The organism is Psychrosphaera sp. F3M07 (assembly GCF_018860345.1).
GTDB lineage: Bacteria > Pseudomonadota > Gammaproteobacteria > Enterobacterales > Alteromonadaceae > Psychrosphaera > Psychrosphaera aquimarina.
The window spans coordinates 212015-226492 of sequence record NZ_JAHKPJ010000020.1 but is presented as its reverse complement, the minus strand read 5'-3'; the positions used below and the strand labels follow the sequence as shown (position 1 = coordinate 226492).

Below are 14478 nucleotides of genomic sequence, written 5' to 3'. Positions count from 1 at the left end.
AAATTACTGCTCAGGTTGAAATAAATCAAATTCAATTATTCTGAGGGTTACCCCATGTCAAAGACAACAAATGTACAAACAACAAACACATCCAATAAACCATTAAAACTGATCGTTGTAGGCAACGGCATGGTTGGTCATAAATTCATTGAAAATGTGGTTAATCATCCTGACCATGAACATTATCAAGTGATCACCTTTTCTGAAGAACCTCGTTTGGCTTACGACCGAGTTCAATTATCTGCTTATTTCTCCGGTAAAACCGCTGATGACTTAATGTTAACGTCGGAAGATTATTACGACCAACATGGCGTTAAGTACATCATCAAAGACAAAGTGTCTAATATTGACCGTGCTGCTAAAACCATCACCACAGAAAGTGGCCGAGTAGAAAGCTACGACAAACTTATTCTTGCTACTGGTTCATTCCCATTTGTTCCACCAATTCCAGGTGGCGATGCAGAACATTGTTTGGTTTACCGTACCATTGAAGACTTAGAGAACATCACAGCATCTGCTAAAGAAAGTAAGGTTGGCGTTGTTATTGGTGGTGGTCTTTTAGGACTTGAATGCGCCAAAGCATTACACAGCTTAAACTTAGATTCACATGTGGTTGAATTTGCCCCACGCTTAATGGCCGTGCAACTGGATGAAGGTGGCGGTGCGTTATTGCGTACTAAAATTGAAGAGTTAGGCGTACATGTTCACACAGAAAAAAATACTCAGTCCATTACGGCTGGTGAGACTTGTCGTTACCGCATGAACTTTGCCGATGGCAGTCATATTGAAACGGACATGATTGTTTTCTCTGCGGGTATTCGCCCACAAGATGAACTTGCTCGTCAGTTTGATATTCAAATTGGTGAACGTGGCGGGATTGTTATTGATGATAACTGTCTTACTTCTGACAAAGACATTTACGCTATTGGTGAATGTGCATTGTGGGATGGCAAAATATTCGGTTTGGTCGCTCCAGGTTACACCATGGCCAAAGCTGCGGTTTCTCATATAACAGGCGGTAGTGATCAATTCACGGGCGCAGATATGAGCACTAAACTTAAATTAATGGGGGTTGATGTAGCCAGTATTGGTGATGCTCACGCTCGTACCGAAGGTGCACAAACTTACACTTACATTAACGACGCAGAAGGCATTTACAAACGTTTAATTGTTTCAGCTGATAAATCAACCTTGTTAGGTGCCGTACTGGTTGGCGACACTGACGCCTACGGTACCTTGTTGCCTATGATGTTAGAAAAAATGCAGCTGCCTGATGCGCCAGAAGTATTAATATTACCGCAAGTTGAAGGGGGAGGAGAAAGTGCATTTGGCGTCAACGCTCTGCCAGACTCAGCGCAAATTTGTTCTTGTCACGATGTATCAAAAGGTGACTTAATTGAAGCCATTCATGCCGGTGCAACAGAATTAGCAGAGTTAAAATCATGCACCAAAGCGGGCAGTGGTTGTGGTGGTTGTTCGGCTATGGTTGGGCAAGTATTAAATGCAGAATTAGAAAAAATGGGCGTAGAGGTGAACAACAACCTTTGTGAGCATTTTGAATATTCTCGCCAAGAGTTATTCGACATTATCCGCACCAAAGAAATCAAAACCTTCGACGAATTATTAGCACAACACGGTAGCGGCCTAGGTTGTATTACTTGTAAACCTGCCGTTGGTTCAATGTTAGCAACTTACTGGAACGAGTATGTCCTTGAAGATGACCATATTCAGTTACAAGATACCAATGACATCTTCTTAGGCAATATGCAAAAAGACGGAACGTATTCTGTTGTTCCACGTATAGCGGCGGGTGAAATCTCGGCTCAAGGCTTGATTGACCTAGGTAATATTGGTGTTAAATATGACTTATACACCAAAATCACTGGAGGTCAGCGCATTGACTTCTTTGGCGCGCAATTACACGAATTGCCGCTAATCTGGGAAGAATTAGTACAAGCAGGATTTGAAACGGGTCATGCTTACGGTAAGTCCTTACGTACAGTTAAGTCTTGTGTTGGCAGTACTTGGTGTCGTTATGGCATGTTAGATTCGGTCTCTATGGCCGTGAATTTAGAGATGCGTTACAAAGGCTTACGCTCACCTCATAAATTAAAAATGGGGGTATCAGGTTGTACACGTGAATGTGCAGAAGCACAAAGCAAAGACTTTGGCATTATCGCAACGGACAAAGGTTGGAACTTATACGTTTGTGGTAACGGTGGTATGAAACCACGCCATGCAGACTTGTTTGCATCAGACCTTTCTGATGAAGAGCTAATTAAATATATCGACCGAATTGTCATGTTCTATTGTCGTACGGCAGACCGTTTACAACGTACATCAGTATGGATGGACAATATGGAAGGCGGTTTAGAATATCTTAAGTCGGTGGTTATTGAAGATAAACTTAATCTTTGTGCAGATTTAGAAGCCAATATGCAACGTGTTATCGACACTTACGAATGTGAGTGGAAAAAAACACTTGATAACCCTGAACGATTAAAACGTTTTGCCCATTTTATTAACTCAGACGCAACGGACGACCGACTTGCTTATGAAGCTGACCGTGGTCAAAACAAAGCACGTATAGCTCAACCTTCAGTAAGGGCGGCCAAAGCGAAAGGCCAAGAAATTCCAGCGTTAGAAGTGTAATAGGAGAATAAAATGAGTGAATTTAATTGGGAAACCGTTTGTAGCGTGACTGATATTAGTAAAAATACAGGCGTTTGTGCATTGCATCATGGCGAACAAGTGGCCATTTTCAGAGTCGGCCCTGATGAACAATTATTTGCGTTACAAAACTACGACCCATTTGGGCAAGCAAACGTATTGTCTCGTGGTATCGTAGGAGATGTTGATGGATTACTAACCATCTCATCCCCCTTATATAAACAGCATTTCTCGTTAGAGTCAGGTAAGTGTTTGGAAGACGAAAGTGTGATCTTACAAACTTACATGGTTCGTCAACAAGATGGCCTAGTACAATTAAAGGTGTAATAAGCCTAAATAGATTAAATTGAAATTAACTTTGTAGTGAGCAAAAACCACCAAAACATTTGGTGGTTTTTTTTGTGTTAGTGAATAAAGTTAACCATACAGAGGGAGAGTCGTTAGTGCTTACCGATAGTTCTTTCGGTATTTTATATGGCTAAATTGAATACAAATGCGCTGTAATGATTGTATTGATACAATTTGGTACACTCTTAAAAATCATGATACGACTATTACGATCAATACCCATTAATATCTATTTATTCGCTTAGTCCAATATAAATAGAGAGTAACCTCATGGAAAAAATTATTAATTTGAAACGTACTTATATATCAATTGTTATTGCTGCATGTGCCTTTACAACTCACGTTACTTCAGCACAATCTTTAACGGAAAGTCAGCCTTTAGTCGAAACCGAACCCTCAAAAAATGAAGCGCTGTCAGGCAACGAAGAGCCTAGCGATAAAAAAGCGTCGTTAAAGGCTAGAGAGGCTTCTGCCACAAACGAGTTATCAGAAGCAACGGGCTCTAATTTAGACGTTAACGGCGATAAAAATATAAAAAGCAAAAAGAAAAAAGTATTCAACGTTGTTGAACCTAGTCATTTTCAGAAAGTGAAATTTAATGAAAATTTTACCTCATATACTTTGTTACCGGATGATAACGATGGTGACAATGTAGATGAACTCGCTGATGTTGAAACTATTGCTGTTACAGTAAAAGACGAGTTTTACGTAAAACGACCAATGGAGAAAAATAAAAATAAGTTCAATATAGAAGTTGATTTTGACAACGTTGAAGAATATGAAGAGCGAGATTGCTGGACATTTTCTCGCTCTGTTTGTAATCCACAGGATGGTTTTCATTACGCCTTTAGTTTTGTTAGCAGCGGCGGTGATGATATTTACCAAGAGTCAGGCGAGTCCACGGATATAAATACGTATGCGTCTTATCGAATTCAAATCGCTAGTTTATTCATAGAGTCTCCAGGAATGGCCACGCGCCGAATCCATGGTTTATACGCAGGTAAAGCTTGGGGGATTAACTTTTATAACACAGAAAGCTGGCGTTTAGACTTATACAAAGAACGTGACACAGGTGCTATTCGTGATTTACGGGGCATTAAATCTAGGACAAAAGAAAAACGGGCCGGTATACGTTTAACTGGTTTTTGGGATTCGTCGCAACTTCAAATAAGTATGAGTCCATACAGTCGTTCAAATCAAGAAGATGATGGGATTACGGGATCATTATCTTATACCCATTATTGGCAAGCTAGAAATTGGAGTTTTTACGGCAGTTTAGGTGTGCAATATCAACCTAAGCAAGTGGTAAGTTATTACGAGGAAGCTCCGGTCGACTTTACTGAGCGCAAAGGGAGATTAAATCAGGATTTAGAACTTGGTTTTGAATACCCTCTTAGTAAAAGCTGGGTGCTTGGTGGCTTTGTAGCATACAGCGAGTCTGATGCGCCGTTACCTGGGGCTATCACATATAAAGACGCTAGCGATGAATCATACTCAGGCACTCGTTCAGGTTTACTACTAAGTTTTGTGTTGTAAGGTGATGAACATGAACTTAGTCACTGTTCAATCTAATTTGTACTCTAGGACTCAGTTAACCAAGTACCAGCGACCAGTTATGTTATGGCGTTGGTGCATGGTCGTTATATTATTGATGTTGCTATTTACTCACCATGTAACGTGGGCCAATGACAAACCAACAGAGCAACAATTTTCAGCAACCATGACAATATCGCCTGACCAGTGTGTCGCTATGACAGAGGGACAAACTTGTTATGTTGATATTGAGTTGCAATGGCAAGCATCAAGCATTGGTGAGTATTGTTTATTTAGTTCGCGGCAGGAAAATGCTTTACAGTGCTGGTCACAAACGTCAAAAGGTCGCTTTCAACAGGAAGTGGCGTCGACGCAAAATGTTATTTATACATTACGTAAACAACAGACTAATGTAAGACTAGCTCAAAGTGAACTAGAGATGGCATGGGTACACAAAAGACGTGGTAAACCGACCACTTGGTGGCGTCTTTTTTAGCAATCAATTTGAGCTATGGTAGTTTGGTTTATTGGTTAGATGTGGTGCGTAAGCATATTTTTATCAGCGCGAAAAAGTAATGGGTACTAGTAAAAGTAATTAAATCGTTAAGGGCTTATGGAAAATCAACAACATATTTTATTAGTAGAAGATGAACAGTCCCTGTCAGATTGGATTGCAGAATACCTTACTATGCGTGGATTTAAGGTCACTCAAACGGCCAGAGGCGATGAAGCTGTCACTCTTATTCAGTCTCTAAATCCTGATCTGGTGTTATTGGACGGTATGTTACCGGGCATGGACGGCGTTGATGTTTGTAAAACGGTGCGCCCGGAGTTCACCAACGCCATTATCATGATCACCGCCCGTGATGAAGAAGCCGACGAAGTATTAGGCCTAGAAATGGGGGCGGATGATTTTTTAGTGAAACCCATTCGTGCCCGTGCTTTATTAAGTCGTATTAAAATTTTATTGAACAAACAAAATCAAACATCAATAGCGTTAAGTGACGATCCACTAGCTAACGACCCATCAAATGACAATGAGTTGCGCTTTAACAAACTCATCATTAATGCCTCCACGCGACAAGTTACCTTGGCCGATGAGCAGATAAACCTGTCTACCAAAGAATTTGATGTGTTGTGGTTACTTGCTAATAGTGCAGGACAGGTTGTGTCTCGGGAGCAATTAGTGACGGACTTACGTGGTTTTGAATACGATGGTTTTGACCGTTCAATTGACCTGCAAGTATCGCGATTACGAAAAAAACTGAACGGCAAAAACGTTGATAAAAGCACAGACAATCAAACAGATAGGATTAAAACTATTTGGGGTAAAGGTTATTTGTTTGTAAAGGACGTTTGGTAATGCGCTGGTTAGTTGGTTCTTTAATCGCCGCTATTTTATTTGCAACTGTGGGATTAGGTTGGCTATTCGACACTATTTATTTGCAGTACATTGACGACAAATCGAACAAACAAAGTGATGTTGTGAGTGTTATGGAGCAACTTGGCGATAATGTAAGCCAGCTCATTAACTCGTCTAATACACCACATGAACTGTTAGCAAGTTGGCCAGAGGCTAATGATTACCAACTGACACTTCAGTCGGTGGATAATATGCCCTTACCAACGCCATTATTAAATCAGTTTATTAATGAAAAACGACTAGTGTTAGAAACCAAAGATCACATAGAAATTAATTTTTATTTGCCAGCACATGATCAGCGTTTAATCCTGACAGCACCAATTTCACATGCGGTAAATGAACCTCGCTCCAGCGCATATTTATTTACCGGTTTGTTTTATTTTACTTTATTGCTGTTAATGCTGTTGTGGCTAAACCCGTTAATAAAACGTTTACTTATTCTCAGAAAAACCGCAAAAGCCTTTGGTGAAGGTAACTTGGAGCAGCGAGTTAAATTAGGCTCAGTTTCATACATACGAGATTTAGAATTTGAATTCAATCGTATGGCACAGCGTATTGATGACTTAGTCTCAGACGTAAAACTGCTGAGTAGCGCCGTTTCCCACGATTTAAGAACCCCATTGTCATCCATTCGTTTTGGGATAGACACATTACAAGAGGTTGAAGAGCCAGAGTTAAGAAAGCGGTTTGAACAACTGATCAGTAAAGATGTTGATTCTATGATTGAATTAGTGGAAACCTTGTTGAATTACGCTCGATTAGATCAAGCCATGCTTAATATTGATAAATCCAAGATTGCGGTCGCACCGCTAATAAACCAAATATTTGAGAGTAAAAGAAGCGATACCATATCTTTCAGTTTAATTTCAGATGTTAATACAATGGAATTGGAAGTGTTTGCCGACAAGGGTTATCTGCAAATGTTACTGAATAACCTAATTCAAAATGCGTTGCAATATGCGGTATCACAAGTCACTGTTACGCTCAAAAAACTGGACCATGGTTGTGAGATCATTATTGCGGATGATGGCGCAGGAATACCAGAGACTGAGCGTGAAAATATTGTTAAACCTTTCATCCGTGGCGATAAAACCAGAAGTTCAGTGAAAGGTTTTGGTATTGGATTAGCCATTGTTAACCGTATATTACATTGGCATGGTGGGCGTTTAGAGATTGGCCAAGACGAACAACTGTTAGGGGCAAAACTTACAGTATTTTTACCTCATTAATAAGGTGACCAGATGAGTAATGTTTTTATTTAATGTGCCGCCAGATTCTTGAGTGGGCTTTAGTCTAGAAAGGTTATTCCGTTAACTCCGCAGGCAACTCTCGTATAGATACCTTGTTTAAGGTGGTCCATGAATTAGGGCTTTCAATTGAGCTAAAGCCTAAGCTGGACGCTGATAGCCATAACAAAGGTTCTAATTGAGATCAGGGCTGGTAATTTGGAGCTAGCGAGTAATCCCTTGTAAGTTAACCTATCGTTACATTGTAGAGAGTTAAAACCACCAAACCCATTTGGTGGTTTTTTATTGTTTTTTATTAAATTCCATATTCTCTAATGCTTGCGTGATCACAACTATGCTTGGTAATACAATTAATGGAATGGTCAATAAATACATAGTTAAAGGCAATACAGCGTTAAAGCTCAGCCAAAATGTTGCGATTAACCCCACGATACCTAATAACAAATTTATCCACTTTGAAACCTTCATAATATTTCCCTCATCCTGTTTATTGGTTGTGTATATATTTCAGCCTATTCAGTTTATGAGTTTGCAAATTGAATAAAAAGTGTCATTATTGACTTTAATAAGGTGATTAGTGACACTTGCGTGATCATGATGATAGGAGTAATTTTATGCAGCAACAAGAGATCAAACATATTGTTATATTGGCTGCAGACGGAGTGATGTCTTCACAGATCACTGGGGTTATGGATTTTTTTATGATCTGTAACCGTTATTGGCAAGTCCGTAACGGCGGTGCCGAGTATAACTTATTCAATGTTACTGTAGTTTCAGCAAGCGGTGAAAACTTACAATGTTCATCCAATATTATTTTGCCTGCCCAAGACGCAACTAGTGTAGCAACGCCGGATGCGGTATTTATCACCGGCGGAGTCTCTTATGATCAAGCTACATTAGCGGACTATTACCACAAGCTATCCCCTTTGATGCCGCTTTTAATCAAGTGGCATAAACAACAACTGCCAATTTGTGCGTTTTGCAGCTCTACATTTGTATTGGCAGAATTAGGTTTGTTAGATGGTAAACAAGCCACGTCTGTATGGTGGTTGGCCAACTTATTTCAACAACTTTACCCGGCAATAGAACTGCGCTTAGATCAGCTAGTTGTCAATGACGAAAACATATATACAGCAGGCGCTACCACGTCTTATTTAAGTTTATGTTTGGCCTTGGTGAGTTTATTAACTGATCAACAAATAGCTACTCAAATAGCTAAGATCATGTTGGTTGAGCCAAACCGAGCTTCACAACTTTCCTACATGTCCTTACAAACCTTTGAACAACACTCAGATACTTTGGTTAATCAAATTCAAAAATGGATGTCACATAATATTGCATCGCCAATTTCATTGGACACTATCGCTGAAAAGTTTGCGATAACCAAACGCACGCTTAACCGACGTTTTAAGCGTGCCTTAAATGATACTCCTGTGAGTTATTTACAAAGAATGCGAGTAGAAGCCGCGAAGCGTTTATTGGAAAGCAGCGACTTAGCCATTGAGCAAATAGTTTACGAAGTGGGTTATGAAGACGTGAGTTCGTTCCGTAAGTTATTTATGGAAATAGCTGAGCTTTCACCAAAAGCATACAGAGATAAATTTCATAGTGGGTTTGGTATCGCTTTGCCCGGCCAATAAATTTTTTAAGGCATCGTGTTTGTTAAACAAATGAAATAGCTTCTTTATCATTTTGTGAAACCTCTGTGATACTTTTGGGATAATTAACATTCATTCTTGTTATTAGATTAATAACAAGAGAATGAACATGAAAATAAAAACAAAAAACACAATCACCACACTAGCAATCTTGAGTGGCGCACTACTCTGCCAATCTACGTTTGCTGCCGAAATCGACGTTAAAATCACTAACCTTACTCAAGGCATTTACTTCACGCCTGTCATTATTGCGGCTCACACAAGTGACGCCAGCATTTATACACTTGGTAGTGCAGCTTCTGATGAACTACAAATGATGGCTGAAGGGGGCGACATTTCAGGCCTTTCGACAGCATTAACAACAGCAAGTGCAGATATCTTAGAAAACCCTGCTGGTGGCTTATTGGCTCCGGGAATGTCTACTGAAGGTATGCTTTCTACTGCAGATACCAATATGTATTTATCTCTCGGCTCTATGTTACTTCCAACTAACGATGGTTTTGTTGGACTAGACAGTTGGATGATCCCAACAGAAGCCGGTACTTATACCGTTTACCTTAATGGTTATGATGCCGGTACAGAAGCAAATGACGAAATTATTAATGGTGGTGGTATGCCGGGCGCAGCGGGCATTCCAGTTGATCCAGGTGCAGCCAATGGTACTGGCGCAATGGGAGTCACGGATATGGAAAATAATGAAATGGTGCACGTGCATCGTGGTGTTATTGGAGATACTGACGTTGCTGGTGGTTACAGTGATTTAGACAGTACTGTACATCGTTGGTTAAACCCAGTTGCTATGTTAACCGTTACCGTTAAGTAAGGGGGCAACATGAAAAACTTTAAATCAAAATATTTGGCGGCTTTTATCATTACTTCATCTTTAGCACTTGCTGGTTGTAGTGATGATGACGAAAAAGAGATGGTGGAAATGCCAGATCCTGAACCGGTTAATGTTAGTTACGAAGTCACGATAACAAATTTAACCAACGCCCAACCTTTATCACCAGTCGCTATTGTACTTCATGATACTGGCACTTTGTGGGCTATTGGCGAGCCCGCTTCAACGGCATTAGAAACCATGGCGGAAGGTGGCGATAACTCAGAGTTATTAGCATTAGATATTGTTAAAGCCAGTGTTAGTGGCTCAAGCCCTTTAGGTTCAGGAGCCACAGAGATGTTAACCGTTACAATAGAAGACCAAACCGATGCAATGTTGTCATTAGCCACTATGTTGGTGAATACAAATGACGGTTTCACAGGTCTTAGTAATATAGATTTATCAGGCTTGTCAGTTGGCGACACTTGGTCGGCGTATACATCCGTTTATGATGCTGGTACCGAAAGTAATAGTGAAGCGCAAGGCACCATCCCAGGACCCGCTGATGAAGGCACCGGTTTTGAGATGGCCAGAGACGATGTTGATTTTGTTTCAATGCACTCAGGTGTTGTGTCTAAGGATGATGGCTTAACCACATCTGTGTTAACACAAGCCCATCGATTTGATAATCCAGCAACATACATAATGATTAAACGAACGGAGTAAACCTTTTGACCGACACTGTGCTCATTGTTGAAGATGATAAAGACATCGCTGACCTAATCCGCGTTAATTTGGAAGAATTAGGTATAAACACTGAGCATCAGTGTGATGGTCAAATTGGCCTGAACTGCGCATTAGAAAATAATTACACCTTGTTATTGTTAGATGTAATGTTACCTAATGTATCTGGGTTAGATATTTGTCGGCAGGTCAGACAATTAAAACCAGAACAAGCCATTATTATGCTCACTGCCAAAAACTCAGAGACTGACCGTGTACTCGGTTTGGAGTTGGGGGCAGATGATTATATGACTAAACCGTTTAGTGTTCGTGAGCTACAGGCAAGAGTACGTGTGCAACTTAGGCGAGCAAGTTTATTACAACAAAGGCCAACGAACACAGTTCCTAAAAGCGATTTATTGCTGGTGGGTCGTTTAGTTATCAATGAGGTGCAACACAGTGCCAAACTGTCAGGTCAAATACTGGATTTAACCGCAACAGAATTTGATTTACTTAAACACTTTGCCAAACACCCAGATCAAGTATTCAGTCGTGCGCAATTATTAGAAAATGTATGGGGCTATCACCACAGTGGTTATGAACATACGGTGAACTCACATATCAATCGGCTACGTGCCAAATTAGAAAAAAATCCAGCTCAAGCAAACATCATTCAAACGGTGTGGGGCGTGGGTTATAAACTCAATTCTCAAGGTATAAATTAATGTCGTTATCACTTTATCAGCGTATCGCTCTGTCACTGACATTGGCGTTTTCAATTATTTTATACTTGTCATTTTTATGGAGCAGTCAATTACAACAAAGTACACAATGGGAGTCTGAACAAAGACTGCATTTGGGCTTGGCAGAACACTTAGTTTCAGATAACCCGTTATTGGCAGAAGGTGTTTATGATTATGATGGTTTGAAAAATTTATTTCATACCTTGATGATGTTAGGCCCAAGTTTTGAATTTTATTATCTGGATCCAACTGGCAAGGTACTTACTTATTCAGCAGAGCCCGGAAAAGTAAAACGTGATGTGGTGGATATCAAGCCCATTCAGTCTTTGATATCTAATCAAACCGAATTACCCATTCTAGGTGACGATCCTAGGAATGTAGGAAAACAAAAAATATTCTCAGCCGCGCCTGTGTATAAAGACCAAACGTTGCAGGGGTATTTGTACATGATCATTGGCGGTGAAATCCATGACTCCATCGTAAAATCAGTTCAAGAAAGTCACAGCTTGAAAGACTTATCTATTGTCATCGTTGCCAGCTTAGGTGTGTTGTTACTGTTATTGTTAGGTTTGTTTAAGTTTTTTACCGCGCCGCTTAATAAAATGGCTAAGCTGATCAAGGCAATTGATAAAAATACGCTAAGCCAAGTGGAAATAGACTTTGATACATCAACCGATTCAAATAATGAAATCCATGTATTAGCAACAGCGTTTAATACCTTAATCAAACAAGTACAAACTCAGCTAGTGCAATTAGAGAATATCGACGAACACCGAAGAGTTTTATTGGCAGATTTATCACACGATCTACGTACGCCTTTGGCCAATCTGCAAGGATATATAGAAACATTATCTATCCATGGTGAGAAACTCACGGAACAAGAAAGGCAAAAATTCGTCAATATCTCCATGCGCAATGCCAATAATCTCAAGCGCCTGATTGATCAAATTTTTGAACTTGCGTATTTGGAAGGAGGGCAAGTGACCGTGCAACATGAACCTTTTCCATTAGCCGATCTGCTATTTGATGTAACGGCAAAATTTGAATTAAAAGCTAAACAAAAAGGCGTAACGCTACAAATAGAGCCGTTATTGACCAATTATCTGGTGTTTGCTGATATTGGTAAATTAGAAAGAGTGTTAACAAACTTAATAGAAAATGCGATACGACATACACAAGAAAATGGAGACATTACCTTATCGGTTAACGCCCTACCGGATCAATTTAATAAGCTGAGATTGGACATTCGAGATACTGGCACAGGGATTAACCGACATGAAATAGCGCACATCTTTGATGCGCGATACCGAGCCAGTAATGCATTGGAAGATAAAAACACACATGTTGGATTAGGTTTAGCTATCAGTAAAAAGTTAGTGGCATTATTAAACTCTGAACTGACCGTAGAGAGTGAACTTGGCAAAGGCACCTGTTTTAGTTTTAGCTTAACGTTAGCAAGCAACTAATCCATCGTGGGTTAAAAAATGTAATCTATCGAGTGAATTAAATTAACCCGTTGATTTAAAACAATAAAATGGATCAATGTTGTGCAATGCACAAACTAAAGTAGTGCAATTAATGTCCAGATATTGAAATTCACGTTGCTGTTTTAAGTTAACTGTTTGTAATCAATAGATAAATTTTTACTGGCACCTAAAATGCAATTATATATCCAGTAACTCACTTTCGGAGAGGCAAGTGAGTTCGGCAAAGCAGCCACCGTTTCGACATCCTTTAGGGGATGTTGAACGGTGGTTTTTTGGTTTCTGGGCTTTAGTTTTTTTTAAGCTGGTTTGAATGGCGTGGTTTATGGTTTTCAAATGAGTCCAATTTCAATTGTTTTGCCGGTGTGAATTATAAATACATGGGAAAATAATAATGAAAATATCACTATCCAGTAAAGTACCGTTTAAAAAGGCAATGACGTCTTTTTCAAACCCGTTAAATACAATTAAAACACTGATAGCGGCCACCAGTTTAGTGGCAACGTCTATTAGTTTTGGTGCCAATGCAGAATTGGGTTATCCAGAAAAAGAAGAACTTAAATTTGGTTTTATCAAATTAACCGACATGGCGCCAATCGCCATTGCTTATGAAAATGGTTACTTTGAAGACGAAGGTTTGTACGTCACCATTGAAGCACAAGCTAACTGGAAAGTACTGTTAGATGGGGTTATTGATGGCCGATTAGATGGTGCGCATATGTTGGCGGGTCAGCCGATTGCAGCCACTATAGGTTATGGCACTAAAGCGGAGATCATCACCCCATTTTCAATGGACTTAAATGGTAATGCCATTACCGTATCCAATGAAATTTGGAAAGAAATGAAGCCAAACATTCCTAAAATGGCAGATGGACGCCCTGTTCACCCGATTAAAGCAGATGCATTAAAACCAGTAGTTGAAAAGTATATGGACGCTGGTAAGCCATTTAATATGGGCATGGTATTTCCGGTTTCGACTCATAACTATGAATTACGTTATTGGTTAGCTGCTGGTGGCATTCATCCGGGTTTTTATGCACCACATAAAGGGGATACATCAGGAAAAATAGATGCTCAAGCATTGTTGTCCGTCACCCCTCCTCCACAAATGCCAGCCACATTAGAAGCCGGAACGATCTACGGTTACTGCGTTGGTGAACCTTGGAATCAACAAGCTGTATTTAAAGGGATTGGTGTTCCGGTTGTGACCGATTACGAAATTTGGAAAAACAATCCAGAGAAAGTATTTGGTATCACCAAAGCCTTTGCTGAGAAATACCCGAATACCACAATACGTTTAACTCGCGCGCTTATACGTGCTGCCATGTGGTTGGACGAAAAGAGCAATGTTAATCGTCCTGCCGCGGTAAAGATCTTATCTCAATCTAACTATGTTGGAGCGGATTATGAAGTGATCGCAAACAGCATGACGGGAACGTTTGAATATGAAAAGGGCGATGTACGTGAAGTGCCAGACTTTAATGTGTTTTTCCGTTACAACGCCACTTACCCATATTATTCAGATGCGATTTGGTATTTAACGCAAATGCGTCGTTGGGGACAAATAAGTGATGAGCAAACCGACGCTTGGTATGCCGAGGTCGCTAAAAAAGTTTATCGCCCAGACATTTATATGGCCGCGGTGAAATCATTAATAGAAGAAAAAATGGTACCTGCCTCTGAGTTTTCCGATTTACAAGGCGAAGATGGATACCGTGAGCCTCAAACACACTTCATAGACAACATAGTGTATGACGGTAAAAAACCAAATGAATACATTAATAAATTCACTATCGGCTTAAAAGCCAAAGATAAAATTTAACTTAAAT

General features: G+C 40.0%; 13 protein-coding genes. 12 read left to right on the top strand and 1 reads right to left on the bottom strand.

What is annotated here, in order from left to right; genetic code table 11:
- Positions 1 to 54 precede the first annotated feature (54 nt).
- The 6 genes from nirB to KO505_RS09765 all read left to right on the top strand — a co-directional run bounded on the left by nirB (position 55) and on the right by KO505_RS09765 (position 7203).
- A complete protein-coding gene (gene nirB / locus KO505_RS09790) occupies positions 55 to 2652 on the top strand; it encodes a nitrite reductase large subunit NirB (protein ID WP_216055267.1) in 2598 nt (865 codons plus the stop codon).
- A gap of 12 nt (positions 2653 to 2664) precedes the next feature.
- A complete protein-coding gene (gene nirD / locus KO505_RS09785) occupies positions 2665 to 2997 on the top strand; it encodes a nitrite reductase small subunit NirD (protein WP_216055266.1) in 333 nt (110 codons plus the stop codon).
- Positions 2998 to 3288: 291 nt separating this feature from the next.
- Entirely contained in the window at positions 3289 to 4554 is a 1266-nt protein-coding gene (locus KO505_RS09780; protein ID WP_216055265.1) for a MipA/OmpV family protein, read from the top strand.
- A gap of 10 nt (positions 4555 to 4564) precedes the next feature.
- The gene (locus KO505_RS09775) at positions 4565 to 5047 is read left to right on the top strand and encodes a DUF3019 domain-containing protein (protein ID WP_216055264.1); all 483 of its coding nucleotides are present in this window, start codon (positions 4565 to 4567) and stop codon (positions 5045 to 5047) included.
- Positions 5048 to 5164: 117 nt separating this feature from the next.
- Positions 5165 to 5914, top strand: a complete 750-nt coding sequence (locus KO505_RS09770) for a response regulator transcription factor (protein WP_216055263.1) — start codon at positions 5165 to 5167, stop codon at positions 5912 to 5914.
- Positions 5914 to 7203 (top strand): ATP-binding protein, encoded by a 1290-nt coding sequence (locus KO505_RS09765; RefSeq protein WP_216055262.1) that lies wholly within the window; start codon positions 5914 to 5916, stop codon positions 7201 to 7203. The genes KO505_RS09770 and KO505_RS09765 overlap by 1 nt, the downstream gene beginning before the upstream one ends.
- A 300-nt stretch (positions 7204 to 7503) precedes the next feature.
- Here KO505_RS09765 and KO505_RS09760 read toward each other — a convergent pair whose 3' ends face one another.
- Positions 7504 to 7689 (bottom strand): hypothetical protein, encoded by a 186-nt coding sequence (locus KO505_RS09760; RefSeq protein WP_216055261.1) that lies wholly within the window; start codon positions 7687 to 7689, stop codon positions 7504 to 7506.
- A 146-nt stretch (positions 7690 to 7835) separates the two neighbouring features.
- On the opposite strand from KO505_RS09760, the gene KO505_RS09755 reads away from it, so the two are divergent.
- From KO505_RS09755 to KO505_RS09730, 6 genes are all read left to right on the top strand, one after another.
- Positions 7836 to 8861, top strand: coding sequence for a GlxA family transcriptional regulator (locus KO505_RS09755; RefSeq protein ID WP_216055260.1), 1026 nt, complete (start codon positions 7836 to 7838; stop codon positions 8859 to 8861).
- A gap of 127 nt (positions 8862 to 8988) precedes the next feature.
- On the top strand, positions 8989 to 9702 hold the full coding sequence (locus KO505_RS09750; RefSeq protein ID WP_216055259.1) for a spondin domain-containing protein: 714 nt from the start codon (positions 8989 to 8991) through the stop codon (positions 9700 to 9702).
- Positions 9703 to 9711: 9 nt separating this feature from the next.
- Entirely contained in the window at positions 9712 to 10425 is a 714-nt protein-coding gene (locus KO505_RS09745; RefSeq protein ID WP_216055258.1) for a spondin domain-containing protein, read from the top strand.
- A 5-nt stretch (positions 10426 to 10430) separates the two neighbouring features.
- Positions 10431 to 11147, top strand: a complete 717-nt coding sequence (locus KO505_RS09740; protein ID WP_216055257.1) for a response regulator transcription factor — start codon at positions 10431 to 10433, stop codon at positions 11145 to 11147.
- Positions 11147 to 12631, top strand: a complete 1485-nt coding sequence (locus tag KO505_RS09735; protein WP_216055256.1) for a cell wall metabolism sensor histidine kinase WalK — start codon at positions 11147 to 11149, stop codon at positions 12629 to 12631. Before KO505_RS09740 ends, KO505_RS09735 begins: the two co-directional genes overlap by 1 nt.
- A 454-nt stretch (positions 12632 to 13085) precedes the next feature.
- A complete protein-coding gene (locus KO505_RS09730; protein WP_216055453.1) occupies positions 13086 to 14471 on the top strand; it encodes a CmpA/NrtA family ABC transporter substrate-binding protein in 1386 nt (461 codons plus the stop codon).
- Positions 14472 to 14478 lie beyond the last annotated feature (7 nt).

Bases quoted from the DNA above. Each gene is read 5' to 3' on its own strand.
- KO505_RS09750 (WP_216055259.1), top strand. From the start codon at position 8,989: ATGAAAATAAAAACAAAAAACACAATCACCACACTAGCAATCTTGAGT.
- KO505_RS09735 (WP_216055256.1), top strand. From the start codon at position 11,147: ATGTCGTTATCACTTTATCAGCGTATCGCTCTGTCACTGACATTGGCG.
- KO505_RS09755 (WP_216055260.1), top strand. From the start codon at position 7,836: ATGCAGCAACAAGAGATCAAACATATTGTTATATTGGCTGCAGACGGA.
- KO505_RS09765 (WP_216055262.1), top strand. From the start codon at position 5,914: ATGCGCTGGTTAGTTGGTTCTTTAATCGCCGCTATTTTATTTGCAACT.
- nirD (WP_216055266.1), top strand. From the start codon at position 2,665: ATGAGTGAATTTAATTGGGAAACCGTTTGTAGCGTGACTGATATTAGT.
- nirB (WP_216055267.1), top strand. From the start codon at position 55: ATGTCAAAGACAACAAATGTACAAACAACAAACACATCCAATAAACCA.
- KO505_RS09745 (WP_216055258.1), top strand. From the start codon at position 9,712: ATGAAAAACTTTAAATCAAAATATTTGGCGGCTTTTATCATTACTTCA.
- KO505_RS09775 (WP_216055264.1), top strand. From the start codon at position 4,565: ATGAACTTAGTCACTGTTCAATCTAATTTGTACTCTAGGACTCAGTTA.
- KO505_RS09770 (WP_216055263.1), top strand. From the start codon at position 5,165: ATGGAAAATCAACAACATATTTTATTAGTAGAAGATGAACAGTCCCTG.
- KO505_RS09760 (WP_216055261.1), bottom strand. From the start codon at position 7,689: ATGAAGGTTTCAAAGTGGATAAATTTGTTATTAGGTATCGTGGGGTTA.
- KO505_RS09780 (WP_216055265.1), top strand. From the start codon at position 3,289: ATGGAAAAAATTATTAATTTGAAACGTACTTATATATCAATTGTTATT.
- KO505_RS09730 (WP_216055453.1), top strand. From the start codon at position 13,086: ATGACGTCTTTTTCAAACCCGTTAAATACAATTAAAACACTGATAGCG.